The organism is Brevibacterium pigmentatum, from assembly GCF_011617465.1.
GTDB classification, from domain to species: domain Bacteria; phylum Actinomycetota; class Actinomycetes; order Actinomycetales; family Brevibacteriaceae; genus Brevibacterium; species Brevibacterium pigmentatum.
On record NZ_CP050153.1, the window covers coordinates 270,987 to 291,914 of the forward strand.

The following is a 20,928-nucleotide window of genomic DNA, read 5'->3' on the forward strand; positions in this document are numbered from 1 at the left end:
GCCCTGTTCGGTCACGGCGTGGAAGGTGTCAGCTCGATGAGGAATCCGGATCTCCCCTCCTGCGCCTTCTCGCCGTGCTGATTGAACAGGGTGAAGCGCCGGTCGACGAAACCCTTGTCGCCCGCGGAGACCTTACGGCAGGACACGATCTCCATCTCGACAGTCACCGTGTCTCCGATACGCAGCGGCGTGAGGAACTTCCAGTCGTCGAGTCCGGTCATGGCGATCGCCGATTGCGCGAACCAGCCGGCCCGGTCCATCAGCCCGGTGAGGACGGCGATTCCCAAGGCGCCGTGCAACAGCCGTCCTCCTCGGTCCTCCATGTATTCGGCATCGGCATGGACTTGGTTCCAGTCGCCCGAGAGCATCGAGAACATTGTGAGGTCGGCTTCCGTCAGCGTTCGCGCGGGAGACCGATAGACCTGACCGACCTCGAGGTCCTCGAAGTAGAGGCTGTTGTCGGTGGTGTGCTTCTCGGGCATGGAGTCCTCCTGGGCCAGGGGCCGAAATCGGGCGCCTGTTGCCTGGGTGGAGCGCCTCTGTCATACTCAGCATACAAGAACGAACGTTCTTCCCTGCTCAATGAGGAGTGATAATGCAATCAGCACCCAACTCGCCCACCGGCCCTGACGCGACCACGTCCGGCATGACCACGACCGAACTCGAAACACCCGACGAAGGCAAGATGACCCGCCTCGCTGCCGCATCTGTCATCGCCACAGCGCTCGAGTGGTTCGACTTCCTCATCTATTCGACCGCCTCGGCGCTCGTCTTCGGCCATGTCTTCTTCCCCTCGCTCGAAGGAGCCTTGGGAACCATCGCCTCGTTCGGCACCCTCGCGGTGGGCTTCATCGCCCGTCCCGTCGGCGGCATCATCGCCGGTGCTCTCGGCGACAAGTTCGGCCGCAAGGGACCGCTCGTCGCCTCGATGATCGTCATGGGGCTCGCGACAACGTCGATCGGACTGCTGCCCAGCCACGAGACCATCGGAATCTGGGCGCCGATCCTCCTGGTGACCGCACGCTTGGTCCAAGGACTCGGCGTCGGCGCACAATGGGGCGGCGCCACGCTGCTGTTGACCGAGCATTCGCCGCTGAAGCGTCGCGGTTTCTACGGATCCCTGATCCAGCTGGGCACCGTCGCCGGCATCATCATCGGCAATGCCTTCTTCCTCTGTATCCTGCTCTTCGTCGATGAAGGCGCCTTCATCGAGTGGGGCTGGCGCGTGCCGTTCCTGTCGGGCATCCTCCTCGTCGCCGTCGGAATCTTCGTGCAGATGAAGATCGAAGAGACCCCCGTCTTCAAGTCCATGCAGGCTAAGGCGGAGGCCGCAACCGCCGGGACGAAGATGCCTCGCGTCTCCTTCCTGCGCGCCCTGCGGCTGTACTGGAAGCAGATCCTGCAGGCCGCCGGCGCATTCTTCGTCGTCAACGGCACCTTCTACATCATGATCTCCGGAATGCTGTCCTACGGCACCGCGAATGTCGGGCTCTCTCAGACGACGATGATCATGATCGTCTGCCTCGCAGTCGCCACTCAGATCTTCACGATCCCCTACTTCGGGGCCTGGTCCGACCGACACGGCCGCCGCAAGATCTTCCTGCTCGGCACCGTGCTCATGGCCGTGTGGGCGTTCCCGTTCTTCTGGCTCGTCGACACCGGCAATCCGTTCCTCGTCGCGGCAGCCATCATCGTCGGACTCACCCTGCACGCCATGATGTTCGGGCCTCAGGCAGCACTGTTCGCCGAGATGTTCCCCGCCGATGTCCGGTACTTCGGAGCCTCCCTCGGATATCAGCTGGCGAGCGTCTTCGCCGGTGGCCTCGCACCGATGATCATGGTCTCGCTCATCGAAGCGACCGGCACCTCGGCGAGCGTCTCCCTCTACATCATCGCGATGGCCGTCATCACCTTCGTCGCCGTGTACTCCATCAGGGAACGCTTCCAGGCGAACCTGCATGAGACGGCCGCAGACATCGAAGAACGCGAACTTCGGGAAGCAGGCAAGCTCGATGCGGCTTCGAAATCGACAACCGCGGAGGGGGCCGAACATGCCTGAGACGACTCTGACCCTCGAAGAGAGGATCACTCGCCTCGAAGACATCCACGAGATCGGGCAGCTCCGCGCCCGGTACTGTCAGGAACTCGATGACGGTCGCTGGGAAGACCTCGCCGACACGTTCACCAAGGACGGCGCGTTCATCGGTCTGTCCACTGCACGCGGCCGTGCGGAAATGCTCGAGTTCTTCCCACAGCTCAACTCCTCGACCGTGACATCGTGGTGGCACTTCAGCTCCAATGAGACAGTCGAGCTCGACGGCGACTCCGCGACCGGAACGACCTGGCTGCTCCAGCCCTGCGTCGTCGACGGCGAATCCCAGATCGCGGCCGGTCGGTACGAAGACACGATGGTCAGGACGGCACACGGGTGGCGTTTCCAGGAGCGTCGAGTCTCGTTCTTCTTCTGGTCGTCGCTCGAATCCGGATGGGACGCGGCGCGATTCTCGTTCCCGCCCGCCGTCGACGCGGCCGATGCCCGAACGGTCGAACGGCTCGGATGATGTCAGTCGGAAGAAGCAGGCCGCTTGGCGGCACGGACCAGACCGAAGACGAGGTCGACCTGCAGATCGGCGAGTTCGGCGGGCGAGAGCTCACCGTCGGGCCGGTACCACGTCGACATCGAGTTGCAGAGGGTGACGACGCCGCGCACCGCCGAGCCGAGATTGCGCACCTCGCACTCTCCTGCGGCAGCACCGTCACCGATCGCTGCCTGGAACACCGCTTCCGTCCTGTCTCTTTCGGTGACCACCTCGGCGCGGTTCTCCCCTTCGAGGTAGCGGAACTCGGTGATGCCCACCACCGAGGCGCGGGGCTGGGCCACGATGAAATCGACGTAGGCACGCACCGCGGCCTCGAGCCTCGACAACGGGTCCGTTCCCGCTGCGCCGACCGCTTCCTCGAGCGAATCGGCCAGCGTTCGCGCTGTCTCTTCGAGCACGAACTCGAGGATCTCGCTCTTGGATCCGAAGTAATTGTAGAGATTCGACAGGGAGGTGCCCGCCGCCTTCGCGATCTGCCGCGTCGATGCGCCGTGGAAACCCTGGGCGGAGAACACCTCGAGGGCAGCGTGGACAACCGTGTCACGGTCGATGAATCTCGGCGCTGCTCGCCGCCGGCTCGCGTTGGCTGGGGTGTCCTCCATGGGCACCAATCTACTCATAAGTTCACGCGCTCTCATAAGCACACCTGGAAGGAACTGTCATGACCACCCCGCTCAAACCGGGCCATAGACTGCTCGTGAATGCTGACGCACTGGCCGCAGCCAGTCCGCTGGCACTGGCCGACTCCGTTGCCGAGGCGATCGGTCAGGAGCTGGGGCAGTCGGTCCGACTGGTCTCCGCCGAGCTGGATACCAATGGCACGGTCCAGACCGACGACGGCGAACTCATCTCCCCCTCAGCAGTGGTGACGGCTGTCCTGCCTCAAAAGGGGCGGGAGCTGCGGACCGAGGTGACAGCCCACCTCGAAGCGGACGCCGCCTGTTCCGCCTCGGTGCGTTTCGCCTTCGCTGAAGCCATCGACAACAGCGACGACGTGTCCGATCTGCTCTGCCCCGGCAGTGCCGGCTGGAACAGCGCATTGCGCGATCGGCTGCGCGAGGACTCCGAGTTCTCCACACTCATCGAGGCTTACGACGGAACGATCGGCATCTCCATCGGCGGTCGCCCCGTACACATCCGGGGCTACCGCGGTCAGGTGCTCGAAGTCGTCTCCCGCTCCATCCTCGGCGCCGCCTTCGTGCTCTCCATCCCCGGCGACGTCTTCATCGACCTCATGACCGCAGAGCGCAACCGCTTCATGGAGACCGCGATGAGCGGGAAGATGCGCTCCTCAGGATCCGGGTACGAGTACCTGCGCATGACCAGCGCACTCATGCGCATCATCGACCACGCTCGAGCCATGGCTGTCACAGCCGGCTATGTCGGCTCCGAATCCGTCCTCGACAAGAATCTGCAGGTGGCCTGAGATGACGACACTGAACCACACGAACGCTCCGGCAGCGACGACCCTCCGCGCTCACCAGCTGATCATCGACGACCGCATCGCCTTCGTCGAGGACTGGGGCGACATCGACGCGACGCCGCTGCTCGCTGTTCACACCGCAGGTCAGTCCGGAGTCCAGTACCGTCATGTGGCGGCGGACCTCGCCGCCCTCGGCTACCGGGTCATTGTTCCCGACCTGCCCGGACACGGCCGCACGGAGCCGGTGAAGAATGGCCCGGTGACCGACCTCGGTGAGTACGCGCGATTCGGTCTTGACGTGCTCGATCAGCTCGGGATCGACCGGTTCGTCGCCGTCGGGTGCTCGATCGGCGGCAAGATCACGATCGACCTGGCCGTGCGCGCCGGTGACCGCATCATCGCGGCCATCGCCATGGCCGCCGGATCCCGTCCCGGCCACGTCTCGCTGCGAGGACTGACGCGTGAGCTCGTCGACATCTCGACGCCGTCTCGCGGCGATCGCACCTACTGGGGGACGCGAGCCGTCGTCGGCTCGGCGATCGACGAGGAGCGGCGAGAGCTCATCGCCCGCATGCACTGCAGGGAGGACCCGATCGTGTCGAACTCGGATCTCATCGGCTGGGGGCGCCACGACGTCAGCGAGGGCCTGCCTGGTGTCGTCTGCCCGACGGTGCTCGTCGCCGGTGAGGACGACCTGTGGATCGACACCGCAGCGATCCGCCATGACGCGGAGGCCATCCCCCGAGGCACCTTCGTCCTCCTGCCGGGAATCGGGCACTATCCGATGGAGGAGATGTCGGACTTCGCCGAGGCGGTCGACTCCTGGGGTGCGCAGTGCTGGCACTCGCGGTGCCGATACCGATCTTCCCGATTCCGGCAGTGCCGATGCCTGCAACGCTGACCGAAAGACCGAAGAATTGGAGGCCGCCCGCTCATGAATTCACCCGCCACTCTCTATGGTCATCTGAAAACCTGGGCGGAAACCGACCCGCAACGGACGGCCCTCATCGACCCGCTGCCGACCGGTGCCGGCCGTGAAACCACCGAGTCCGGGCACGTGCGCATCAGCGTCTCGGATCTGCTGGCCCGCACCAACGAGTTGGCCGATCTGCTCGCCGAGCACGGTGTCGGCCCGAACGACTGCATCGCGGTCTGGCTGCCAAGCTGGTCCGACACCTATGCGTGGCAGTTCGCGGCTTCCGCGCTCGGTGCGCACGTGATCGGGGTGAACACCCGCTACAACGTCGCCGAGGTGGGGCACGTCCTCACCAAGGCCCGTCCGCAGGTGCTCGTCGTGGCCCACGGATTCCGCAATCTCGACTTCCTCGCTACCGCACGGAAGGCCATCGCCGAGGTGGACCAGGAAACTGCCGCACAGCAGGACCGTTCACCGGGGAAGCCGTTCACCCCGCCGAAGGCATTCGTCTGGGCGGTGCCGGGAGCCGCGAGCGAACCCACGATCGCGGACTACGACCTCGGCGCCGGGGCGGTGCTCGTCCCCGCAGAGTCGTCAACCATCGATCAGGCAGCGACTTCATTCGCCGCGGCCGCACCCGAAGAATCCCGGCTGTCGGTTGCTTTCACGACTTCCGGCTCCACGGGGATGCCGAAGCTCGCGGCTCACCGGGAGTCCGCCGTCATCACTCATTCCCAGCAGGTCGCCTCTCGAATCGGCTTCACCACCGGTGACGTCCTCGTCGAACCCCTCCCGTACTCGGGCGTCTTCGGATACTCGGCGGGAATGGGGGCACTCTTCGGCGGAGCGGCAGTCCTCCTTCACCCGGTCTTCGACGAACAAGAACTCGTCCGGGCCTGGAGCACCTTCTCCGGCTCACACTTCGTCGGAGCCGACGACATGCTCTCCCGAGTGCGCAAGGTCTGCGAAGACACGGGCACGAAACTCGAATCGTGGCGATGGGCAGGCGTGGCCGATTTCCAAGGAATGTCCGCCGACATCGCCGAATGGGCGGCCGAACAGTTCGGCACCCGCACCGTCGGCGTCTACGGATCCTCCGAAGTCTTCGCACTCACTTCGTTCTGGCCGAACGACACCCCGGAAGAGCTGCGGTACTCGGGAGGCGGTCGCCTCGTCGACCCTCGCTACGAATACCGCATCGCCGATCCGGTCACGGACCAGCCTGTGTCCGAAGGCTCGGAAGGTGAAGTCCAACTCCGGGGTCCCAACGTCGTCGACCACTACCTCGGTGATCAGGGAGAAGGAAGGAAGAACTTCACCTCCGACGGATGGTTCCAGACGGGGGACCTCGGGCGCGCTCACGGGCCCGAAGCCTTCGAATACGTCTGCCGAATGGGTGACGTCATCCGTCTGCGGGGGTTCCTCGTCGATCCCGCAGAGATCGAGCTGCACCTCATTACCCATCCGAACATCGAGTTGGTCAAGGTCGTCGGGCGCAGCAGCGACGTCGGCGAGCCCGAAGTCGTCGCTTTCATTCAGCCAGTGCCCGGAACTACTCCCGAACCTGAGGACATCCGGCAGTACTGCCGGCAGCAGCTCGCCAGCTTCAAGGTCCCGACCGAGGTCCGCCTGGTTGAAACCATGCCCGTCACCGCGGGAACGAACGGCTCGAAGATCAAAACCGCCGTCCTTCGAGAATGGGCGGCTCAGCCGGCGGTGGTCGGACAGTGATACGAATCGAAGAAGACATGAAGACCCCAGAAAGGGCAGAAGATGACTCATAAGCCGCGTCCGCGTCCGGACACTCCGCACATGATGACCGAGGAGCGCCTCGAGATCCAGGCGCTCGCCCGTGAGTTCGCCCGTGATGTCGTCCTGCCGATCGCCAACGAGCTCGACCCTGTTGAAGGGCAGTTCCCGGATTCGATGGTCAAACAGATGGCGGAGATGGGGTTCTTCGGCATCCTCATCCCCGAGGAATACGGCGGGCTGGGGCTCGGCGTGTTCGAGTACTGCCTCGTGGCCGAGGAACTCTCCCGTGCCTGGATGTCGGTGGCCGGTCTGTTGGCTCGTGGCAACGGCATGGGTGGCGGATTCTCGCCCGAGCAGGAAGCGAGGCTGTTGCCGAAGGTTGCCAGTGGTGAGTACCTCGGGGCCTTCGCCCTCTCCGAGGCCGAAGCCGGGTCGGATGTGGCGAACCTGCGGTGCAAGGCCGAACGTAATGCCGATGGTGATTGGGTCATCAACGGCACGAAGATGTGGTGCACGTATGCCGATCAGGCCGACTATATCGTCCTCTTCGCCCGCACCTCGGTGGAGGAGAAGCGGCACCGCGGGATCTCGGTGTTCCTCGTCGAGAAGGAACGTGGCACCTTCCCCGAGGGGATCTCCGGGGCGCCGGCGAAGAAGATCGGGTATCACGGGTGGAAGACGTGGGAGCTGTCGTTCGATAACTTCGTCCTGCCTGCTGATGCCGTCCTCGGTGAGGAAGGCCGCGGGTTCTACCAGGCGGTGTCCGGCCTCGAGGTCGGGCGTGCGCACACGGCTGCGCGGTCGATCGGGTTGGCGCAGGCGGCGCTCGAGGACTCGGTGAAGTACCTCAAAGAGCGGGAGCAGTTCGGGCACCCGCTCGCGGACTTCCAGCATCTGAGGTTCAAGGTCGCGGACATGGCCGCTCAGATCGAGGCGTGCCGGCAGCTGATGTACCACGTGTGCACGGAGATCGATTCGGGTCGTCGCTGTGACAAGGAAGCGGCGATGGTGAAGTACCTGGCCGGAGAGATGAGCGAGAAGGTCACCTCGGAGGCGCTGCAGATCCACGGTGGTGCCGGATACACGAAGGACTTCGCCGTCGAGCGCCACTGGAGGGATGCGCGGTTGACGAAGATCTTCGAGGGCTCGTCGGAGATCCAGATGCGCATCATCTCTGACGAACTCCTCGGCCGCTGAATTACTACCTGACGGCGGCCCAGCAACCTGGCGCCAGGTATCTGCGCCGCCGTCGGGTAGTAATTGGCAGGTTGTGGGCGCATTAACGAACTGATGATAGGAACTTGACTGCGATGAGTGAGACGAACCTCCAAGACTGGGTCGGCCGCAGTGCCACCGCCACTGAGATCGCCGATGGGGAACGGGCCGCACGCCTGGCGACACTGCTCGGCCATGACGGTGACCCGGCGTCGCCGCTGTTCCCAATGGGGCACTGGCTGCACTTCTCTGAAGATGATGTGCCGATGAGTGACCTCGGCGCCGACGGGCATGCCGCGCTCGGTGGGTTCATGCCCCCGGTGCCCCTGCCCAGGCGGATGTGGGCCGGCAGCGACCTGACCTTCCACGCTTCGATTCTACCCGGGCAGACGATTGAGCGGACGACGACGATCGACTCGATCACGGAGAAGACCGGCAGCACCGGCCCGTTGTGTTTCGTCGTGCTTCGTCACGAGCTCACTGCTGACGGGAAGCCTGCCACGACGGATCGGCACACAATCGTCTACCGGGAAGCCAACTCGGTACCGGAGGGATCGGCGACGAAGCCCCCACGTGCGGACAGCGCGGTCCCGGAAGGCTGGGATTGGACGCGTACGGTCAGGCCGAACGAAGTCATGCTCTTCCGTTATTCGGCGCTGACGTTCAACTCCCACCGCATCCACTATGACCACCCGTATGTCACCGAGGTGGAAGGCTACCCCGGCCTCGTCACACACGGGCCGTTGACCGCGACGCTGCTGCTCGACGCGTTCATGTCCACCCATCCCGAGGCGTCCGTGACCGGTTATCGATTCACCGCGAAGTCCCCGTTGTTCGCGAATGAGCAGATCCACCTCGTCGGCAGAGACACCGAGCCCGGCGTGCACGAGCTGCGAGCCATCGCCCCAGGTGGGAAGACCGCGATTGCTGCCACTGTGACGACTAAGAGCTGAGGAGCACCACTATGTCCGACACCCGCCCGGCACCCCTGACCGGCCTCAAGATCGTCGAGATCTCTGCATTCGTCGCAGCCCCCTTGGGTGCGATGACCCTCGCTCAGCTCGGCGCCGACGTCATTCGCATCGACCCGATCGGCGGGAACATCGATGCGAACCGGTGGCCGATCAGCGATGACGGCACCTCAATCTATTGGGCGTCTCTGAACAAGGGGAAGCGTTCAGTCACGCTGGATCTGAAGTCCGAGGAAGGGCAGAAGATCGCCACCGACCTCATCGCCGAGGCGGGCACGCTCATCACGAATCTTCCGGCCCGCGGATGGTTGAGCTATGAGAATCTCAAGCAGCATCGCGAAGATCTCGTCATGCTCCGCCTAGGCGGGTGGCATGACGGTTCCCCGGCAGTGGATTACACGGTGAATGCGGCCAGCGGGTTCCCGATCATCACCGGTGATGACGAGCGCCCAGTGAATAATGCGGTGCCGGCATGGGACGTTGCTGCGGGGCTCTATATATCCAACGGGATCATGGCCGCCGAGTTGGATCGTCGTACCTCGGGCAAGGGCCAGGAGATCACGCTGGCGCTGTCTGATGTCATGCTCGCGACAGTCGGCAATCTTGGCTATATCGCCGAGGTGCAAGCGACGGGCAAGACCCGTGGGGCCTTGGGCAACGGTCTCTACGGTGCCTATGGTCAGTCGTTCGAGTGCGCGGATGGGCGTCAGGTGATGGTCGCTGTCATCTCGAACAAGCACTGGCGGGGTCTGGGGAAGGCGACCGGTCTGAGCGAGAAGCTCGAGATGATCGGTCCTCTGCTCGACGTGGACTTGTCGACCGAAGGCGGTCGGTTCGAAGCACGCGAGGCCATCGACGCGGTCGTGCGTCCGTGGTTCGCCCAACATAGTTCGGAGGAGGCGACGAGGCTGCTCGCCGATGCGGGAGTGCTCGTCGGCGGGTTCCAGACGTTCGAAGAGCTTGTCACCAGCGACCCTCGGTGTTCGACGGAGAACCCGCTGCTGACCGAGATCGATCAACAGGGCGTCGGACGGGTGCTGGCGCCGCGTGTGCCGTTGACGTTCGGAGGAACACCGGTAGCGGACGCTGCACCGGCTCCTGCGTTGGGCGGCAGCACCGAGGATGTGCTCGCGGACGTGCTGGGTCTTGCATCTAACGAACTCGCCGGTCTGCGAAGTTCTGCAACGATCGATTCGTGAAGTCCGCGAACTAACCGTTGAGTCAGGTGGTTTGAGGATTGCGGTTCGAGTTTGTCAGTTTTAACGCCTTAAGGTCGCCTTCTGAAATTCGTCAAATTTGATCTCCAGGAACTCACGTTTCGGTCGTTCCTTGCGCTGCAAAGGGAGTTTCATCAATTTGCGGCCGTGAAGCGCTTGCAGACCATGTTTGAGCATGGGACCATCGACTTCTTCTAGGAGGTCATGACGGACGTGGACGACAAAATCAGGGTGAACACCGAGGAAGTTGCCGTCAAAAGCTGCATGATGGATTTTGCACATGGCCAGTCCGTTATCAACCGCAGCTATTCCTCTTTCATCTCGATCAGGGACAACATGAGCTGCGTCAAGCAAGCCAGAATGACCAAGGTTGCAGATAGCGCAACGGTTTTCGTATGCAGATAAAACCATTGACCTGAATGCTGGCTGATGCACTCTTGCCTTTGCCATACGCTGGAGATATCGGCGGGCGACTACCTCATGAGCAGATTCAGAGAGCTCAAATGCTGTAGCAGCATCTTCCGCCGCAGTGAATGCAAACTGTTGCTTCTCGGGCTCTTCGCCCACGATATAGACAGGGGCGATGACCTGGTACCTTGCAGGGCTCATCGCAACGCCGAGAAACCAAATCAGAGGCAAGCGGAGCTTCATTGCCGCACGTAGGCCGACGTTTTCCGGGTGATTTGGATCTGTCCCGCGCCACTTGTACCGGAATAGCCCATCACTGCCGGTGGCGTCCTCGTAGGGAGGCTTTTCTCCGGGTTTGGTGTACGCCGTCCTAAAGGATAGAGCTGCCTGGTAGCCCCGCGGCTTCCAAATGCCTTGCATGGGCGCCTGCAGGCGAACAGTTTCGTCTGCGAAGTGGAAGTCGAGAATATCGTCTCGCGTCAAGGGTTCGTTGCCACCGTCTGTTCGCAACTGTAGCCACTCAATTGCTGCTTCCCTCATTCCTGAAGGCTCCCTGTCTAACAAGATATGCTCCCTTCAGATGGGCCATGTGGACGAATGTTGTTTTGTACTAGCGAATCGACAATCGGCCGATCGGGGAGAGCCCAGTCCAAAGCCGGTAATTGGTCTGTGGGGCACCATTTCAGCGCATCGTGGTCAGTGCTTCTAGTCGGTGAACAGCGTGTCGAAACGCGGTAGCACGCGAGGTCTATCAGCTGACCATTGCTTTCTGTAGTTTGGCGTTTGACGAGATCGAGCACTTCGGCGTCGTGAACATTGAGTTCTTCGGCGAGTTCACGCGCTAACGCCTGCTCTGCAGATTCGTTCGCCTCGACCTTGCCGCCGGGAAACTCCCATTTGCCACCTTCGGACTTCCCAGCGCGGCGTCTACACACAAGAAATTCACCTTGATGCTCGATGACTGCGCCTACGACTTTGAGAGCCCCGTCCATGACTACATGTTATGTCAGGCCGCCGTTGCATGGGGCCGTGGCAGCGATATACTCGCCCGATTCTCACTGAAATGTTGCGGTGTAAATTTGGGCTCTGCGCCGACGGTAACTGAATCTTTTGACCGCATTCAGTCGTATTGTTGTCGAAGTCGATGACCGGGAGGGTGCTTCTCCGGAAATGGGCGAGAACCAGACGCGTCGAGCTCAGTCTCGGTTTTTCGCCATTGCCCGCCATCTGAATTTCAGACAGCGACCATCTAGAACCGCTGTTGGAACTCGAGTGCGAGCGTAACTAGGCTCAAAAATGTCATAGCCACACTCGCCTACCTATTGGTAAACGGCGACTGTTCGCGCGCTAAAACTGCTCGTCAGAGCACCCAACATGCCGAGGAAGTCATGTCCGAATTCCAGACAGTCGATGCCGCTGGTGCTGCCGAAAGCCCCGGCGCCGAACAGTCAGTAACGACTAGGGTTAAGCAGCCGATCGGTCTATTCACCCTTTCAGCGATCGAGATGTGGGAGCGCTTCAGCTTCTACGGACTCCAAGTCATTCTCGCCTATTACATCTATTACTCCGCGGGTGACGGCGGGCTGGGCCTGACCGAAGGCGAGGCATTGGCAATTACCGGTGCCTACGGAGGTGCCGTCTACCTCGGGCAGCCTCTCGGAGCGTGGTTTGCCGACCGACTTGTCGCCGCTAGAACGATGGTGATGGCTGGTGGTGTCATTATTATGGCCGGTCACATCAGCCTCGCGGTCATCCCGGGCGTTGTTGGACTTCTCACTGGTCTGGCGCTGATCACCATCGGCACCGGAGCACTGACACCCAACGCATACGCCATGGTCGGTCGCCTTTATAAGGAACAGTCACCTCGGCGAGATTCCGGGTATGCGATCTTTTACACCGGCATCCTTATCGGTGCGCTCCTCGGTCCCCTGGCTACCGGCTACCTTCAGGCGGAGTTCGGATTCCACTATGGATTCGGGGCCGCAGCCATCGGAATGGCCATTGGCCTCTTCACCTACTTCCTCGGCCGTCACACGGTCCCAGAAGAGTCAAAGATCGTGCCCAACCCAATTAGCCTGTCAGGCAAATGGAAGGCTCTAGGGTTTGGCGTCGCGCTGCTCGCAGTAATCGCCATCCTGGTGAGCACCGGACTTTTGTCAACCGGCAACCTCAACAATTACGTACTTGGGACGATTCTTATAGTCTCTGTCGCCTATTTCGTCGTTATGCTCCAATCGAAGAAGGTGACAGTCGATGAGCGGCAAAGAGTCAAGGGCTTCATTCCGCTATTCATCACCGGTGCAATATTCTGGACAATGATCCTTCAGCTTTTCACCACCTTTGCGGTCTATGCCGACACCCGCGTCAATTTGAGCATTGGCAGCTATTCGATGCCCGCCGCCTACATCAGCACCTTTGAAGTCATCGCCGGCATCATCGCCGGACCGCTGATCGCAGCTTACGGACAGAAACTCGCCGCCCGACCCAATCGCAAGGTTCCGAGCACCATCTCGAAACTCGCTCTAGGATTCGTTCTCATGACGTTGACGTTTGGACTATTCGCACTCTTTCCACTGATCTTCACCGGCCGGATTCCACTCATCCCGGTCATCATCGGCATGATTGTCATGGGAATCACCGAGGTGATGTACGCTCCGATTGGTATGTCCGTGGCCTCCCAACTGTCCCCAGTTGCCTTTAACTCGCAGATGATGGCCCTGTGGGGGCTGACTACCGCCGCCGGAGCCAGCCTTTCCGGCTTTATGGGCCAGCTGTACTCGGGAACCAGCGAAGTCGGGTTCTTCACACTTATGACTGCTATCAGCCTGGTCACCGCCGTATTTCTCTATTGCCTACGCGGTCCGCTGCGTCGTCTCGGTGTCGCCTGACTCTTCAACCATTCTTCTGACCCACATCGAAGGAGCGCCCCATGCCTCTCGCCGACCGTATCTATCGAGCCGAAGTCGTTCATACCCTGGATCCCAGGATGCCGGCCACGGATGCCGTTGCCGTCCACGACGGAACGATCATCGCCGTTGGTGAGATCGACTGCGCGGCAGTGACCGGCCCCGACACAGAGATTGTCGAGCTCAACGGCCAAACTATGGTCCCAGGATTCCACGACGCCCATGCCCACCCCGTGCTCGGCGGATTGAGCATGGTCGAGTGCAACCTCGACGACATCCATGGTTACAGGCCGTATCTCGACCGCATCGCCAAATACGCTGCCGAGAATCCAGACGATGACTGGGTGCTCGGATCTGGTTGGTACGGGGACGTCTTCACTGACGGCTTTCCACATCGCCGGGACCTCGACTCTGTCGTCCGCGACCGTCCCGCTTCGATTACCAGCCATGATGCGCACGGCACCTGGGTCAACACCCGAGCTCTCGAGGTTGCGGGGATTACACGGGAGACCCCCGATCCCGACGGCGGCCGCATCGTCAAAGATGATGAGGGAAATCCGACAGGGTTGCTCCTCGAGGCTGCAGCCGAACTTGTCACGGGCTTATTCCCAGCGAGTACCGCTGCTGACGTGGAACGGGCGCTCTACAACTCGCAGGACTACTTCCATTCGCTGGGGATCGTTGGATGGCAGGACGCCGGAGTCGGTGTCCTCACAGGTTCACCGGTCGACACGTTCCACCCGTATATCTCGATCGCCGAGCACGGTGGCTTCGCCAGCAAAGTTACGGCTGCACTGTGGTGGGACCGTACGGTGCCATATGCCCGACAAATCGAGACCATCAAGGAACGACGCGCTGCAATCCAGGGCGTTGACGGTAATCGACGCCGCGGCGGTTTGCAGTCCACGGTCGTCAAGATCATGCTCGACGGAGTCTGCGAGAACCTCACTGGCGCGCTCAAGCGCTCTTACCGGGGCCACGATCACGAGCATGGCTTACTGATGTTTGAAGCCGAGGAACTCAACGAGATCGTTAGTGGTCTCGAAGCGAACGACTTCGACGTACACATCCATGCCGTGGGAGACAACGCCGTCAAGTTGGCCGTTGACGCCTTGTCCAAGAACGGTGGGCCGGCGGCGGAGCGGCGCCATCAGATTGCCCATCTCGACATCGCCGACCCGGCAGAACTGGTCCGGATGGCTGAAGCCGGAATCATCGCCAATGTACAGCCGTTATGGGCAAGGCGTGACTCCGTCCTCGTCGACACCAAACTGCCTCTGCTGCATGAGGATCAGCAGTCCCATCACTTCACCTTCGCCTCGATGAGAGATGCAGGTGTCCGGCTCTCCTTCGGCAGCGACTGGCCAGTCTCGAGCCCCGATCCAATTTGGGGTATGCACGTGGCAGTCAATCGCACGGCTCCGCACAATGACCCTCACGGTCAGGACGATGTCGCACAGAACGAGCCACTGCTTCCTGACGAACGAATCACCCCCGCCGAGGCGCTCCGGGCCTACACGATTGATTCGGCCTATGCGAACGGCTATGACGATGTCTCCGGCAGCATTGAGGTGGGAAAGTCAGCAGACTTCGTGATCCTTGATAGGGACCCATTTGAGGTCGAAACCGACGATCTGGGGGACCTCCAAGTTCTATTGACGGTCGCCGCAGGGGAACACGTCTACGAGCGCAGTAGAGCGATCGTATGAAGTCGTGATTGACTTTGTCAGCGACTTAGACTCAGAGCCTCCCACGCAAACGTCGCTAACCAATGCGACGACACGTACTCGTCAGAGACAGCTGATGCAAGTCCGGGGGTCATCAACGAATCGACTCGGGTGAGCATGCCCTTGGCCTGTGCCATGAGCTCGTCATGGTCCGTCTTCTCCGCAATCGCCACCAGCCTCGGCGCCAGCCGCATCACTGATGCCGCTACTGAGAGTCCCAAGCCGTAGAGGTGGCTCTGCTGACCGTCGGTTGGGTCGAGGACCTTGACCGGTGTAAGCGCTGGGGACTCCGGCGAAAGTTCGGATAGAAACTCAGGCAGCCACGTCGCCAACTCGTCTTCGGTGAGCATTTCAGCCATGAGGTCGGCCTCGCACAGGCCGGGGGAGAGGAAGTCGTGTCCGCTGCGCTCCTGAGTGAAGTTCCAGGCGGCATCCTCGGCGAAGAATCGACGAGCTGCACCTGCGATGACATCGACAACATCATGTCGGCCTGCCACCCGGGCGCCGAGGAGGATTCGGCGCAGTCCGAACGCCGTGTTCGAGTGCACCCCGTGACGAACTGGCTCGGCCGCCTTCGGCAGCCATGCAGCCACCAAGTCGAAAACAGTCTCGGCGAGCACCTGCGTATGAGTACCAAGCGCACGCAACTCCGGAATCCCACTGGCATTGAGCACCCGGTCGAGCTCGACCGCCCACGCCCAGCCATATGGCCGCTCCCACGAAGGACTGCCACGGAGGAAAGCCGCCTCGGCGAGCATATTCTCTTCGCTCAGATGCGCGGTCAGAACCTCGACCGCACGTTCGCGCCAACCAGCCCCGTGCGCCGCCTCGGTCCCCAACAGCGACGCCAACAAATAGTGCATGTGCACGCTCGAATGCCAGTCATAGGAGTTCGCGAACGCGGGATTCTTCTCCGCCGCGGGCACGATATCGGCAACGCTCCGCGCCAGATGATGGGAAGCGAACGGATACTCACGGGTGATATTGCTCAGAGCCACCTCGGCGAAAGGGTGGACGTAATCGTCAATCTGCGGCATTGATCCTCATCGGCTCGGGGGCTTCCACTCTACTGGGGCGATCACCAGGCATAGTGTCGAACCGCAACGGCTAGGCTGGAGCGGACCAGGATTATCCCTGGACGCGGCGTTCCGGAAGGTTAGGAGAGCAATGACGCGAACTCCCGAAGTATTCGGCCCGACGGTCGACGACCACACTCGGTGCGACCACTACGCCACTGGCCTCGACATCATCGCAATCCGCTTCGCCTGCTGTGACCGCTACTATCCCTGCCACCTCTGCCACTCCGAGACAGCCGACCACCCCGCGCAGCAATGGCCGCAGGATAAGTTCGACCAGCCCGCTGTCCTCTGCGGCAATTGCTGGAGTGAACTGACGATCGCTACGTACAAGGCGGCCGGCGACTGCCCGAACTGCGGGGCCGCATTCAACCCCCGCTGTGCGGCGCACTCGGATCTCTACTTCGCCGGTCAGTGACGAATCCGTTCAGTGAAGGAACTGCATCACCACGATCATCGCTGCCATCCCCCAACAGTCGAGTGAAATCAGAGGGCGCCTACGGGCGATGTCACGGACGGCGCAGACCACCAAAAGGATAGCTAGGACGACGACGGCCATCATTAGGAACGTGGTGATCAGCGACACGTCGCCGGCATGATGACCATGACCGCCGGCATGCGTCGCACCGCGCATGTGGGCCCCATGGTTGAGGACCTGCCACGCCATGACCGGATAGGCGATGGTGGAGAGCACTGCAGCCGTCGGCCCCGGGTGCGACGCCCCGGGACCGCTCCATTCAGGCTCGGCCGATGGCTGAAGCCCGCGGTCGGCCTCCGACTCTGACGGGCCGCCCACGCCAATCGCAACGAGAGCGGGGGTCCGCTTCGGCGAGGGGATCCTGGACGACGATCGCAGGAACACGGCCAGGCAGAGCCCGACGACGAGCAGCGCCCCAGACCAGATCACCGGCGGGACCAGGGCGGTATAGGCCAAGTCGACCATGGCAAGGACCATCATTGCCGCGGCGATGATAGTTGCCCGTCCCTTCGACGCGAGAGCGCCGGTCAGGCACAGGACTCCCGAGGCGACCATGAGGAAAGAGGCCAGGCCGCTCATCGTCTGCGCCGGTCAGTCGCACTCGCAGGAGTGACCGGTCTCTGTGTCGCAGTGTCCCGACTTCGGACGCGGCACATCGAGCGCGGGATTCCTGTCGAAAAAGCCGTAGGGCTTCATCGTGAACCCGAGCTTGTCGACAGGCATGATCGGCCAATCCTCGGGGCGGGGGAAGTGCGTCATCGCAAACGATGCCCACACGACGATGTCGTCACCATCGACCGGTCGCTGCTGCTCGACCCACTGGGTAATGGTGCCAGCGCCCGGGTTCTGATTCGGGTAAGTGCCAGAGGGGAACCGTTCATCCGCATCGAAGTGGGTCAGCCACATGTGCTTCGACCCGAAACCGGCCCGCTTTGAGATCGACGACCCCTCGGCCGCCATCATCGTTGGCTCATCGGGTACGCGCAGTTCATATCCCACGGGGAACCCATGCCGGTTGTTCTTCTCCGGATTGACGATATGCCAGACACGGCCGGTCTCCCCGTCGGCAGTCCGACCGCCCTCGGCGGTGAGCCGAGTGAGTTTGCGGGTGAAAGCGTTGCCGTAGGGGTTGTCGTCACCGAAGGGAACGCGGACAGCTTCCTGCTCATCGACGGCGTTGGCGATGCCGTCGACCTGCATGTCGAGGCGGGCACAGAACATGTGCTGGTGGAACGGCATGCCCAACCCCTCATCGCCGAGTGGGGACGACCAGCGCTGCCGCTGGGTCTCATCACCGTACGCGGCTGTGTAGACGATGCCGGTGGCCTTGCACTCGAGCTCGATCGTGCCGTCGAGGTAGAGGTACCAGTAGAAGCCGTAGTCGTAGTTGCCGACGGTGATGAAGAAGGAGATGACGAGTCGACGGTTGCGGCGCACGTCGACGGCTCCGGTGAACTCGTCGGTGTGCTTGAACAGAATGCCCGCGTCCTCTTCGTGGATGCAGATAGCGTTCGTGATCGTGTGTGCGTGCCCCTGATCATCGGCGAGCACAGCATCCGAGTAGTGGATCTCGCCGAGGCAGTCGCACCCGAGTTCGAGCGAGTTCGCGCTCTTGCCCATCGAGTACTCGCCGGCGTCGAAGTAGTTCTGCCAGAAGCGCACTGGGCTGGGATCGCCGTAGGGGACGACCATCTCCGCCACCGAAGCGCGGTAGACGATGGGGCGCCGCTCGCCCTCGTCATCGAAGCTGATCTGATGGAGCACCAGCCCTTCGACCGGGTCGAAGCCGAGCCGCACCTGCCACTTTTCCCAGTCGAGGACATCCCCGTCGAGGGTGAAGCTTGCCCCTTCGGGCTGGGTGATCTCGATCGCCTTCTGCGTCGTCCGCGGCTCAGGCAGCCACGAGTCGAGGTGGTAGTCGAAGCGCTCCTGCGGCACCGGGACGATATCGGTGTCGACGACCTCGACGACTTCTCCGGTGTTGAGGTCGAGGTAGGCGACAAGCCCTTCGAGAGGGTGGGCCCACGCATTGTCCTGCGGGTCCGACTGGATGAAGGATGAACCGCGCACGAGGCGGCGTCCGGCTTCTCCAGGGATGTCGAAGCATCCGGCAGAGAGCGCGCAGATGCGCACGGTCTCGACGTCGGTGATGCCGCGAGCCGCGACGGCCGCCCGCCAATTCGCGTCGTTGCGGATCATCTGTTCGGCTTCTTCGTACTCGGTCATCGTAATCGGGGCCTGGCCCTCGGCTGCGACATCGAGCACCCGGGCGAGCAGCACCCTGCGCTCGGTCAGCGAGACGAGGAGCTCTGTCTGTTCCCCGGTGCCGCGATCGATGATGAGCGAGCGCACGCGACGGTCGAGGTCAGTTGCGCCCGAAATAACATCGCGCTTATCTGGTTCGACAAGGCTGACGAGTGCGAACAGCGTCTGTTCGTTCACGTGGCCCGCGTCGACGATGACCGCACGGTTAAGTTCGATCTCATCGCGGGTCAGGCGATCAAGAGGGTGGGTGGTCGAAGTGCCTGCGGCAGTCGTTGTAGTCATGGATCTCATATGCCTTTCTGTGTGTGGAGTGTGCTGTCTAAAGCGGGGTCAAGGTCGTCGAGCAGATTCTGAGGATCGGCCGGGGTGGGGCGATAGACACGAATCCGGTGTCCGCGGACGTATCCGATGAGGGCCAGTGCGGCGAGGGCACCGAGGGTGCCGAGAGTGAGCGCAGTGAATGGGCCCTGTGCGACGCCCCACTCGTCGAGGAAGTTGTACTCTTGCCCGAACAGTCGATCGAGCGTGCCGGGGAAGATCGCGACCCAGGATCCGAGCAGGATCCAGAGGAAGGCGATGCCGCCGAGGATGGTGAATCCGACATTGCCGACGGGCACTCGGAAGGGGCGTTCGATATCGGGATGCTTCCACCGCAGTTTGATGGCTGCGGGAATGATGAGCAGGTAGCTGAGCAGGAAAGTGGAGATGGAGATCGAGAGGACGACCCCGAATAGTGCACCGGCGTCGCCGCTGAGCTGCATGGCTGCGATGAGGAAGACCGTGGCGACGATGCCCGAGAGCAGATTGACGTTGACCGGGGTGCCGAGGGTGCGAGAGATCTTGCCGAAGAAGCCGCCAAAGAACGCGCCGTCTGCCGCGGTCAGTGCCTGCATTCGATCGCTCATGATCATCCAGGCCGCGCCTTGGGAGGCGAGGATGATGACGAACATCAGCGCTGCGAGCACGACCATGATGTCGGCGGCGGGACCGTAGACGGTGAACACCGTCTGCACGGCGTCGAGGAGGCCGCCGATGCCCGTGATCGTCTCGGTCGGCAACACGAGCAGCATGGCGAGGACCGGCAGGAGATAGCAGAGCGCGGAGATGATACCGGAGCGTGCGATCGCGACGGGGATGTCCTTCTTCGGGTTCTTCATCTCGTCCGAGGCGCTGTTCGAGGCCTCGAACCCGAGGTAGGAGAAGAGCAGGAGCGGCACAAGCCCGAGGAAACCGCCGAGGCTGGGGCTGAAGTCCGAGAGGTGAAGTGGCTGAACGCCGTGCTGGGCGGCATAGATGATCGTGGTGAAGAGGAAGAACGCAATGAAGATGACCTTGAGCACGCCGCCGAGTGTGGGCAGCCACTTCGCCTTCGCCAGAGACAGGATCGCCGCGATCACCGTGATCCAGATGAAGACGATCTTGAAGATCCAATCGCCGATCGACCCGGCCTCGAGCGGGCTGACGAACTGGTTCCATGTGCCGGTGGCGAGGAACGCCATCGAACCGCCGACCCATACTGGCTGGGTGACCCAGCTGAGGATCGAGGCGATCGCGCCGAATGGCCGGCCGAAAGCTTGGCGGACCCAGATATAGGCTCCGCCCTCACCCACGAAAGTGCTGCCGGTCTCGGCGAAGACGAGCGCGTAGGGCACGAGGAAGAAGATCGCGAGGACGAGTGTCCAGGTGAAGGTCTCTGCGCCGAACCCTGCGGTTTCGGCGAGGACCTCGATGCTCAATACCGCCGACATGACGATGAGCACGATGTCGAATCGGCCGAGCGTCTTCTTCAGTTGCTGCTTCTGTTCGTCCGCGTATGCGGTCGTCCGTTCAAGGGAAGACACCATCCACCTCCTTGTGAGTGGGCGTCCGATAGAGTTCTTTGTGTTACACCGTAAAGAATTGCACGGGCCGGCGCCAATTGACAGAGGTACGGCCATACCGATCCGCGTTGGCCTGCATCACTTCAGGAGATAA

General features: G+C 62.1%; 19 protein-coding genes. 11 read left to right on the top strand and 8 right to left on the bottom strand.

Annotated elements, in window-relative coordinates; genetic code table 11:
* Positions 1 to 11 precede the first annotated feature (11 nt).
* Positions 12 to 482: a MaoC/PaaZ C-terminal domain-containing protein gene (locus tag GUY30_RS01210; protein ID WP_167193410.1), complete on the bottom strand. Its 471-nt coding sequence runs from the start codon at positions 480 to 482 to the stop codon at positions 12 to 14.
* A gap of 113 nt (positions 483 to 595) precedes the next feature.
* Between GUY30_RS01210 and GUY30_RS01215 the strand changes: the two genes are divergently transcribed.
* Positions 596 to 2,059 carry an MFS transporter gene (locus GUY30_RS01215; protein WP_208091461.1) on the top strand — a complete coding sequence of 488 codons (1,464 nt, stop codon included), beginning with the start codon at positions 596 to 598 and terminating at the stop codon, positions 2,057 to 2,059.
* A complete protein-coding gene (locus GUY30_RS01220; RefSeq protein ID WP_167193412.1) occupies positions 2,052 to 2,561 on the top strand; it encodes a nuclear transport factor 2 family protein in 510 nt (169 codons plus the stop codon). The genes GUY30_RS01215 and GUY30_RS01220 overlap by 8 nt, the downstream gene beginning before the upstream one ends.
* A 2-nt stretch (positions 2,562 to 2,563) precedes the next feature.
* Here the strand turns inward: GUY30_RS01220 and GUY30_RS01225 are convergent, their stop codons facing one another.
* A complete protein-coding gene (locus GUY30_RS01225; protein ID WP_167193414.1) occupies positions 2,564 to 3,202 on the bottom strand; it encodes a TetR/AcrR family transcriptional regulator in 639 nt (212 codons plus the stop codon).
* 59 nt (positions 3,203 to 3,261) lie between these two features.
* Here GUY30_RS01225 and GUY30_RS01230 point away from each other — a divergent pair, with 59 nt between their 5' ends.
* From GUY30_RS01230 to GUY30_RS01255, 6 genes are all read left to right on the top strand, one after another.
* On the top strand, positions 3,262 to 4,026 hold the full coding sequence (locus tag GUY30_RS01230; protein ID WP_167193416.1) for a hypothetical protein: 765 nt from the start codon (positions 3,262 to 3,264) through the stop codon (positions 4,024 to 4,026).
* A 1-nt stretch (position 4,027) separates the two neighbouring features.
* Positions 4,028 to 4,924, top strand: a complete 897-nt coding sequence (locus GUY30_RS01235) for an alpha/beta fold hydrolase (RefSeq protein WP_167193418.1) — start codon at positions 4,028 to 4,030, stop codon at positions 4,922 to 4,924.
* Between the two features lie 33 nt (positions 4,925 to 4,957).
* Positions 4,958 to 6,670 carry an AMP-binding protein gene (locus GUY30_RS01240; protein WP_167193420.1) on the top strand — a complete coding sequence of 571 codons (1,713 nt, stop codon included), beginning with the start codon at positions 4,958 to 4,960 and terminating at the stop codon, positions 6,668 to 6,670.
* A gap of 42 nt (positions 6,671 to 6,712) precedes the next feature.
* Positions 6,713 to 7,888 (top strand): acyl-CoA dehydrogenase family protein, encoded by a 1,176-nt coding sequence (locus GUY30_RS01245; protein WP_167193422.1) that lies wholly within the window; start codon positions 6,713 to 6,715, stop codon positions 7,886 to 7,888.
* 113 nt (positions 7,889 to 8,001) lie between these two features.
* Positions 8,002 to 8,859 carry an HTD2 family dehydratase gene (locus GUY30_RS01250; protein ID WP_167193424.1) on the top strand — a complete coding sequence of 286 codons (858 nt, stop codon included), beginning with the start codon at positions 8,002 to 8,004 and terminating at the stop codon, positions 8,857 to 8,859.
* Positions 8,860 to 8,870: 11 nt separating this feature from the next.
* Positions 8,871 to 10,076, top strand: coding sequence for a CoA transferase (locus GUY30_RS01255; RefSeq protein WP_167193426.1), 1,206 nt, complete (start codon positions 8,871 to 8,873; stop codon positions 10,074 to 10,076).
* A 60-nt stretch (positions 10,077 to 10,136) separates the two neighbouring features.
* Here the strand turns inward: GUY30_RS01255 and GUY30_RS01260 are convergent, their stop codons facing one another.
* Together GUY30_RS01260 and GUY30_RS01265 are read right to left on the bottom strand one after the other, a co-directional pair.
* Positions 10,137 to 11,042: an HNH endonuclease gene (locus GUY30_RS01260; protein ID WP_167193428.1), complete on the bottom strand. Its 906-nt coding sequence runs from the start codon at positions 11,040 to 11,042 to the stop codon at positions 10,137 to 10,139.
* Positions 11,043 to 11,059: 17 nt separating this feature from the next.
* Positions 11,060 to 11,494 carry a (deoxy)nucleoside triphosphate pyrophosphohydrolase gene (locus GUY30_RS01265; protein WP_167193429.1) on the bottom strand — a complete coding sequence of 145 codons (435 nt, stop codon included), beginning with the start codon at positions 11,492 to 11,494 and terminating at the stop codon, positions 11,060 to 11,062.
* Positions 11,495 to 11,890: 396 nt separating this feature from the next.
* Between GUY30_RS01265 and GUY30_RS01270 the strand changes: the two genes are divergently transcribed.
* A complete protein-coding gene (locus tag GUY30_RS01270; protein WP_167193431.1) occupies positions 11,891 to 13,390 on the top strand; it encodes a peptide MFS transporter in 1,500 nt (499 codons plus the stop codon).
* A 41-nt stretch (positions 13,391 to 13,431) separates the two neighbouring features.
* Complete coding sequence (locus tag GUY30_RS01275) at positions 13,432 to 15,117, top strand: amidohydrolase (RefSeq protein WP_167193433.1); 1,686 nt, start codon at positions 13,432 to 13,434, stop codon at positions 15,115 to 15,117.
* 17 nt (positions 15,118 to 15,134) lie between these two features.
* On the opposite strand, the gene GUY30_RS01280 is transcribed toward GUY30_RS01275, so the two are convergent.
* Positions 15,135 to 16,172 (bottom strand): DUF2891 family protein, encoded by a 1,038-nt coding sequence (locus GUY30_RS01280; RefSeq protein WP_167193435.1) that lies wholly within the window; start codon positions 16,170 to 16,172, stop codon positions 15,135 to 15,137.
* Positions 16,173 to 16,302: 130 nt separating this feature from the next.
* Between GUY30_RS01280 and GUY30_RS01285 the strand changes: the two genes are divergently transcribed.
* Positions 16,303 to 16,629, top strand: coding sequence for a CHY zinc finger protein (locus tag GUY30_RS01285; RefSeq protein WP_167193437.1), 327 nt, complete (start codon positions 16,303 to 16,305; stop codon positions 16,627 to 16,629).
* A 9-nt stretch (positions 16,630 to 16,638) separates the two neighbouring features.
* Here GUY30_RS01285 and GUY30_RS01290 read toward each other — a convergent pair whose 3' ends face one another.
* The 3 genes from GUY30_RS01290 to GUY30_RS01300 are packed head-to-tail and all read right to left on the bottom strand — an operon-like array spanning position 16,639 to position 20,798.
* Positions 16,639 to 17,268: a hypothetical protein gene (locus GUY30_RS01290; protein WP_167193439.1), complete on the bottom strand. Its 630-nt coding sequence runs from the start codon at positions 17,266 to 17,268 to the stop codon at positions 16,639 to 16,641.
* A 12-nt stretch (positions 17,269 to 17,280) separates the two neighbouring features.
* Positions 17,281 to 19,236 carry a primary-amine oxidase gene (locus GUY30_RS01295; protein WP_208091462.1) on the bottom strand — a complete coding sequence of 652 codons (1,956 nt, stop codon included), beginning with the start codon at positions 19,234 to 19,236 and terminating at the stop codon, positions 17,281 to 17,283.
* A 5-nt stretch (positions 19,237 to 19,241) separates the two neighbouring features.
* Positions 19,242 to 20,798, bottom strand: coding sequence for an APC family permease (locus GUY30_RS01300; RefSeq protein WP_167193443.1), 1,557 nt, complete (start codon positions 20,796 to 20,798; stop codon positions 19,242 to 19,244).
* Positions 20,799 to 20,928 lie beyond the last annotated feature (130 nt).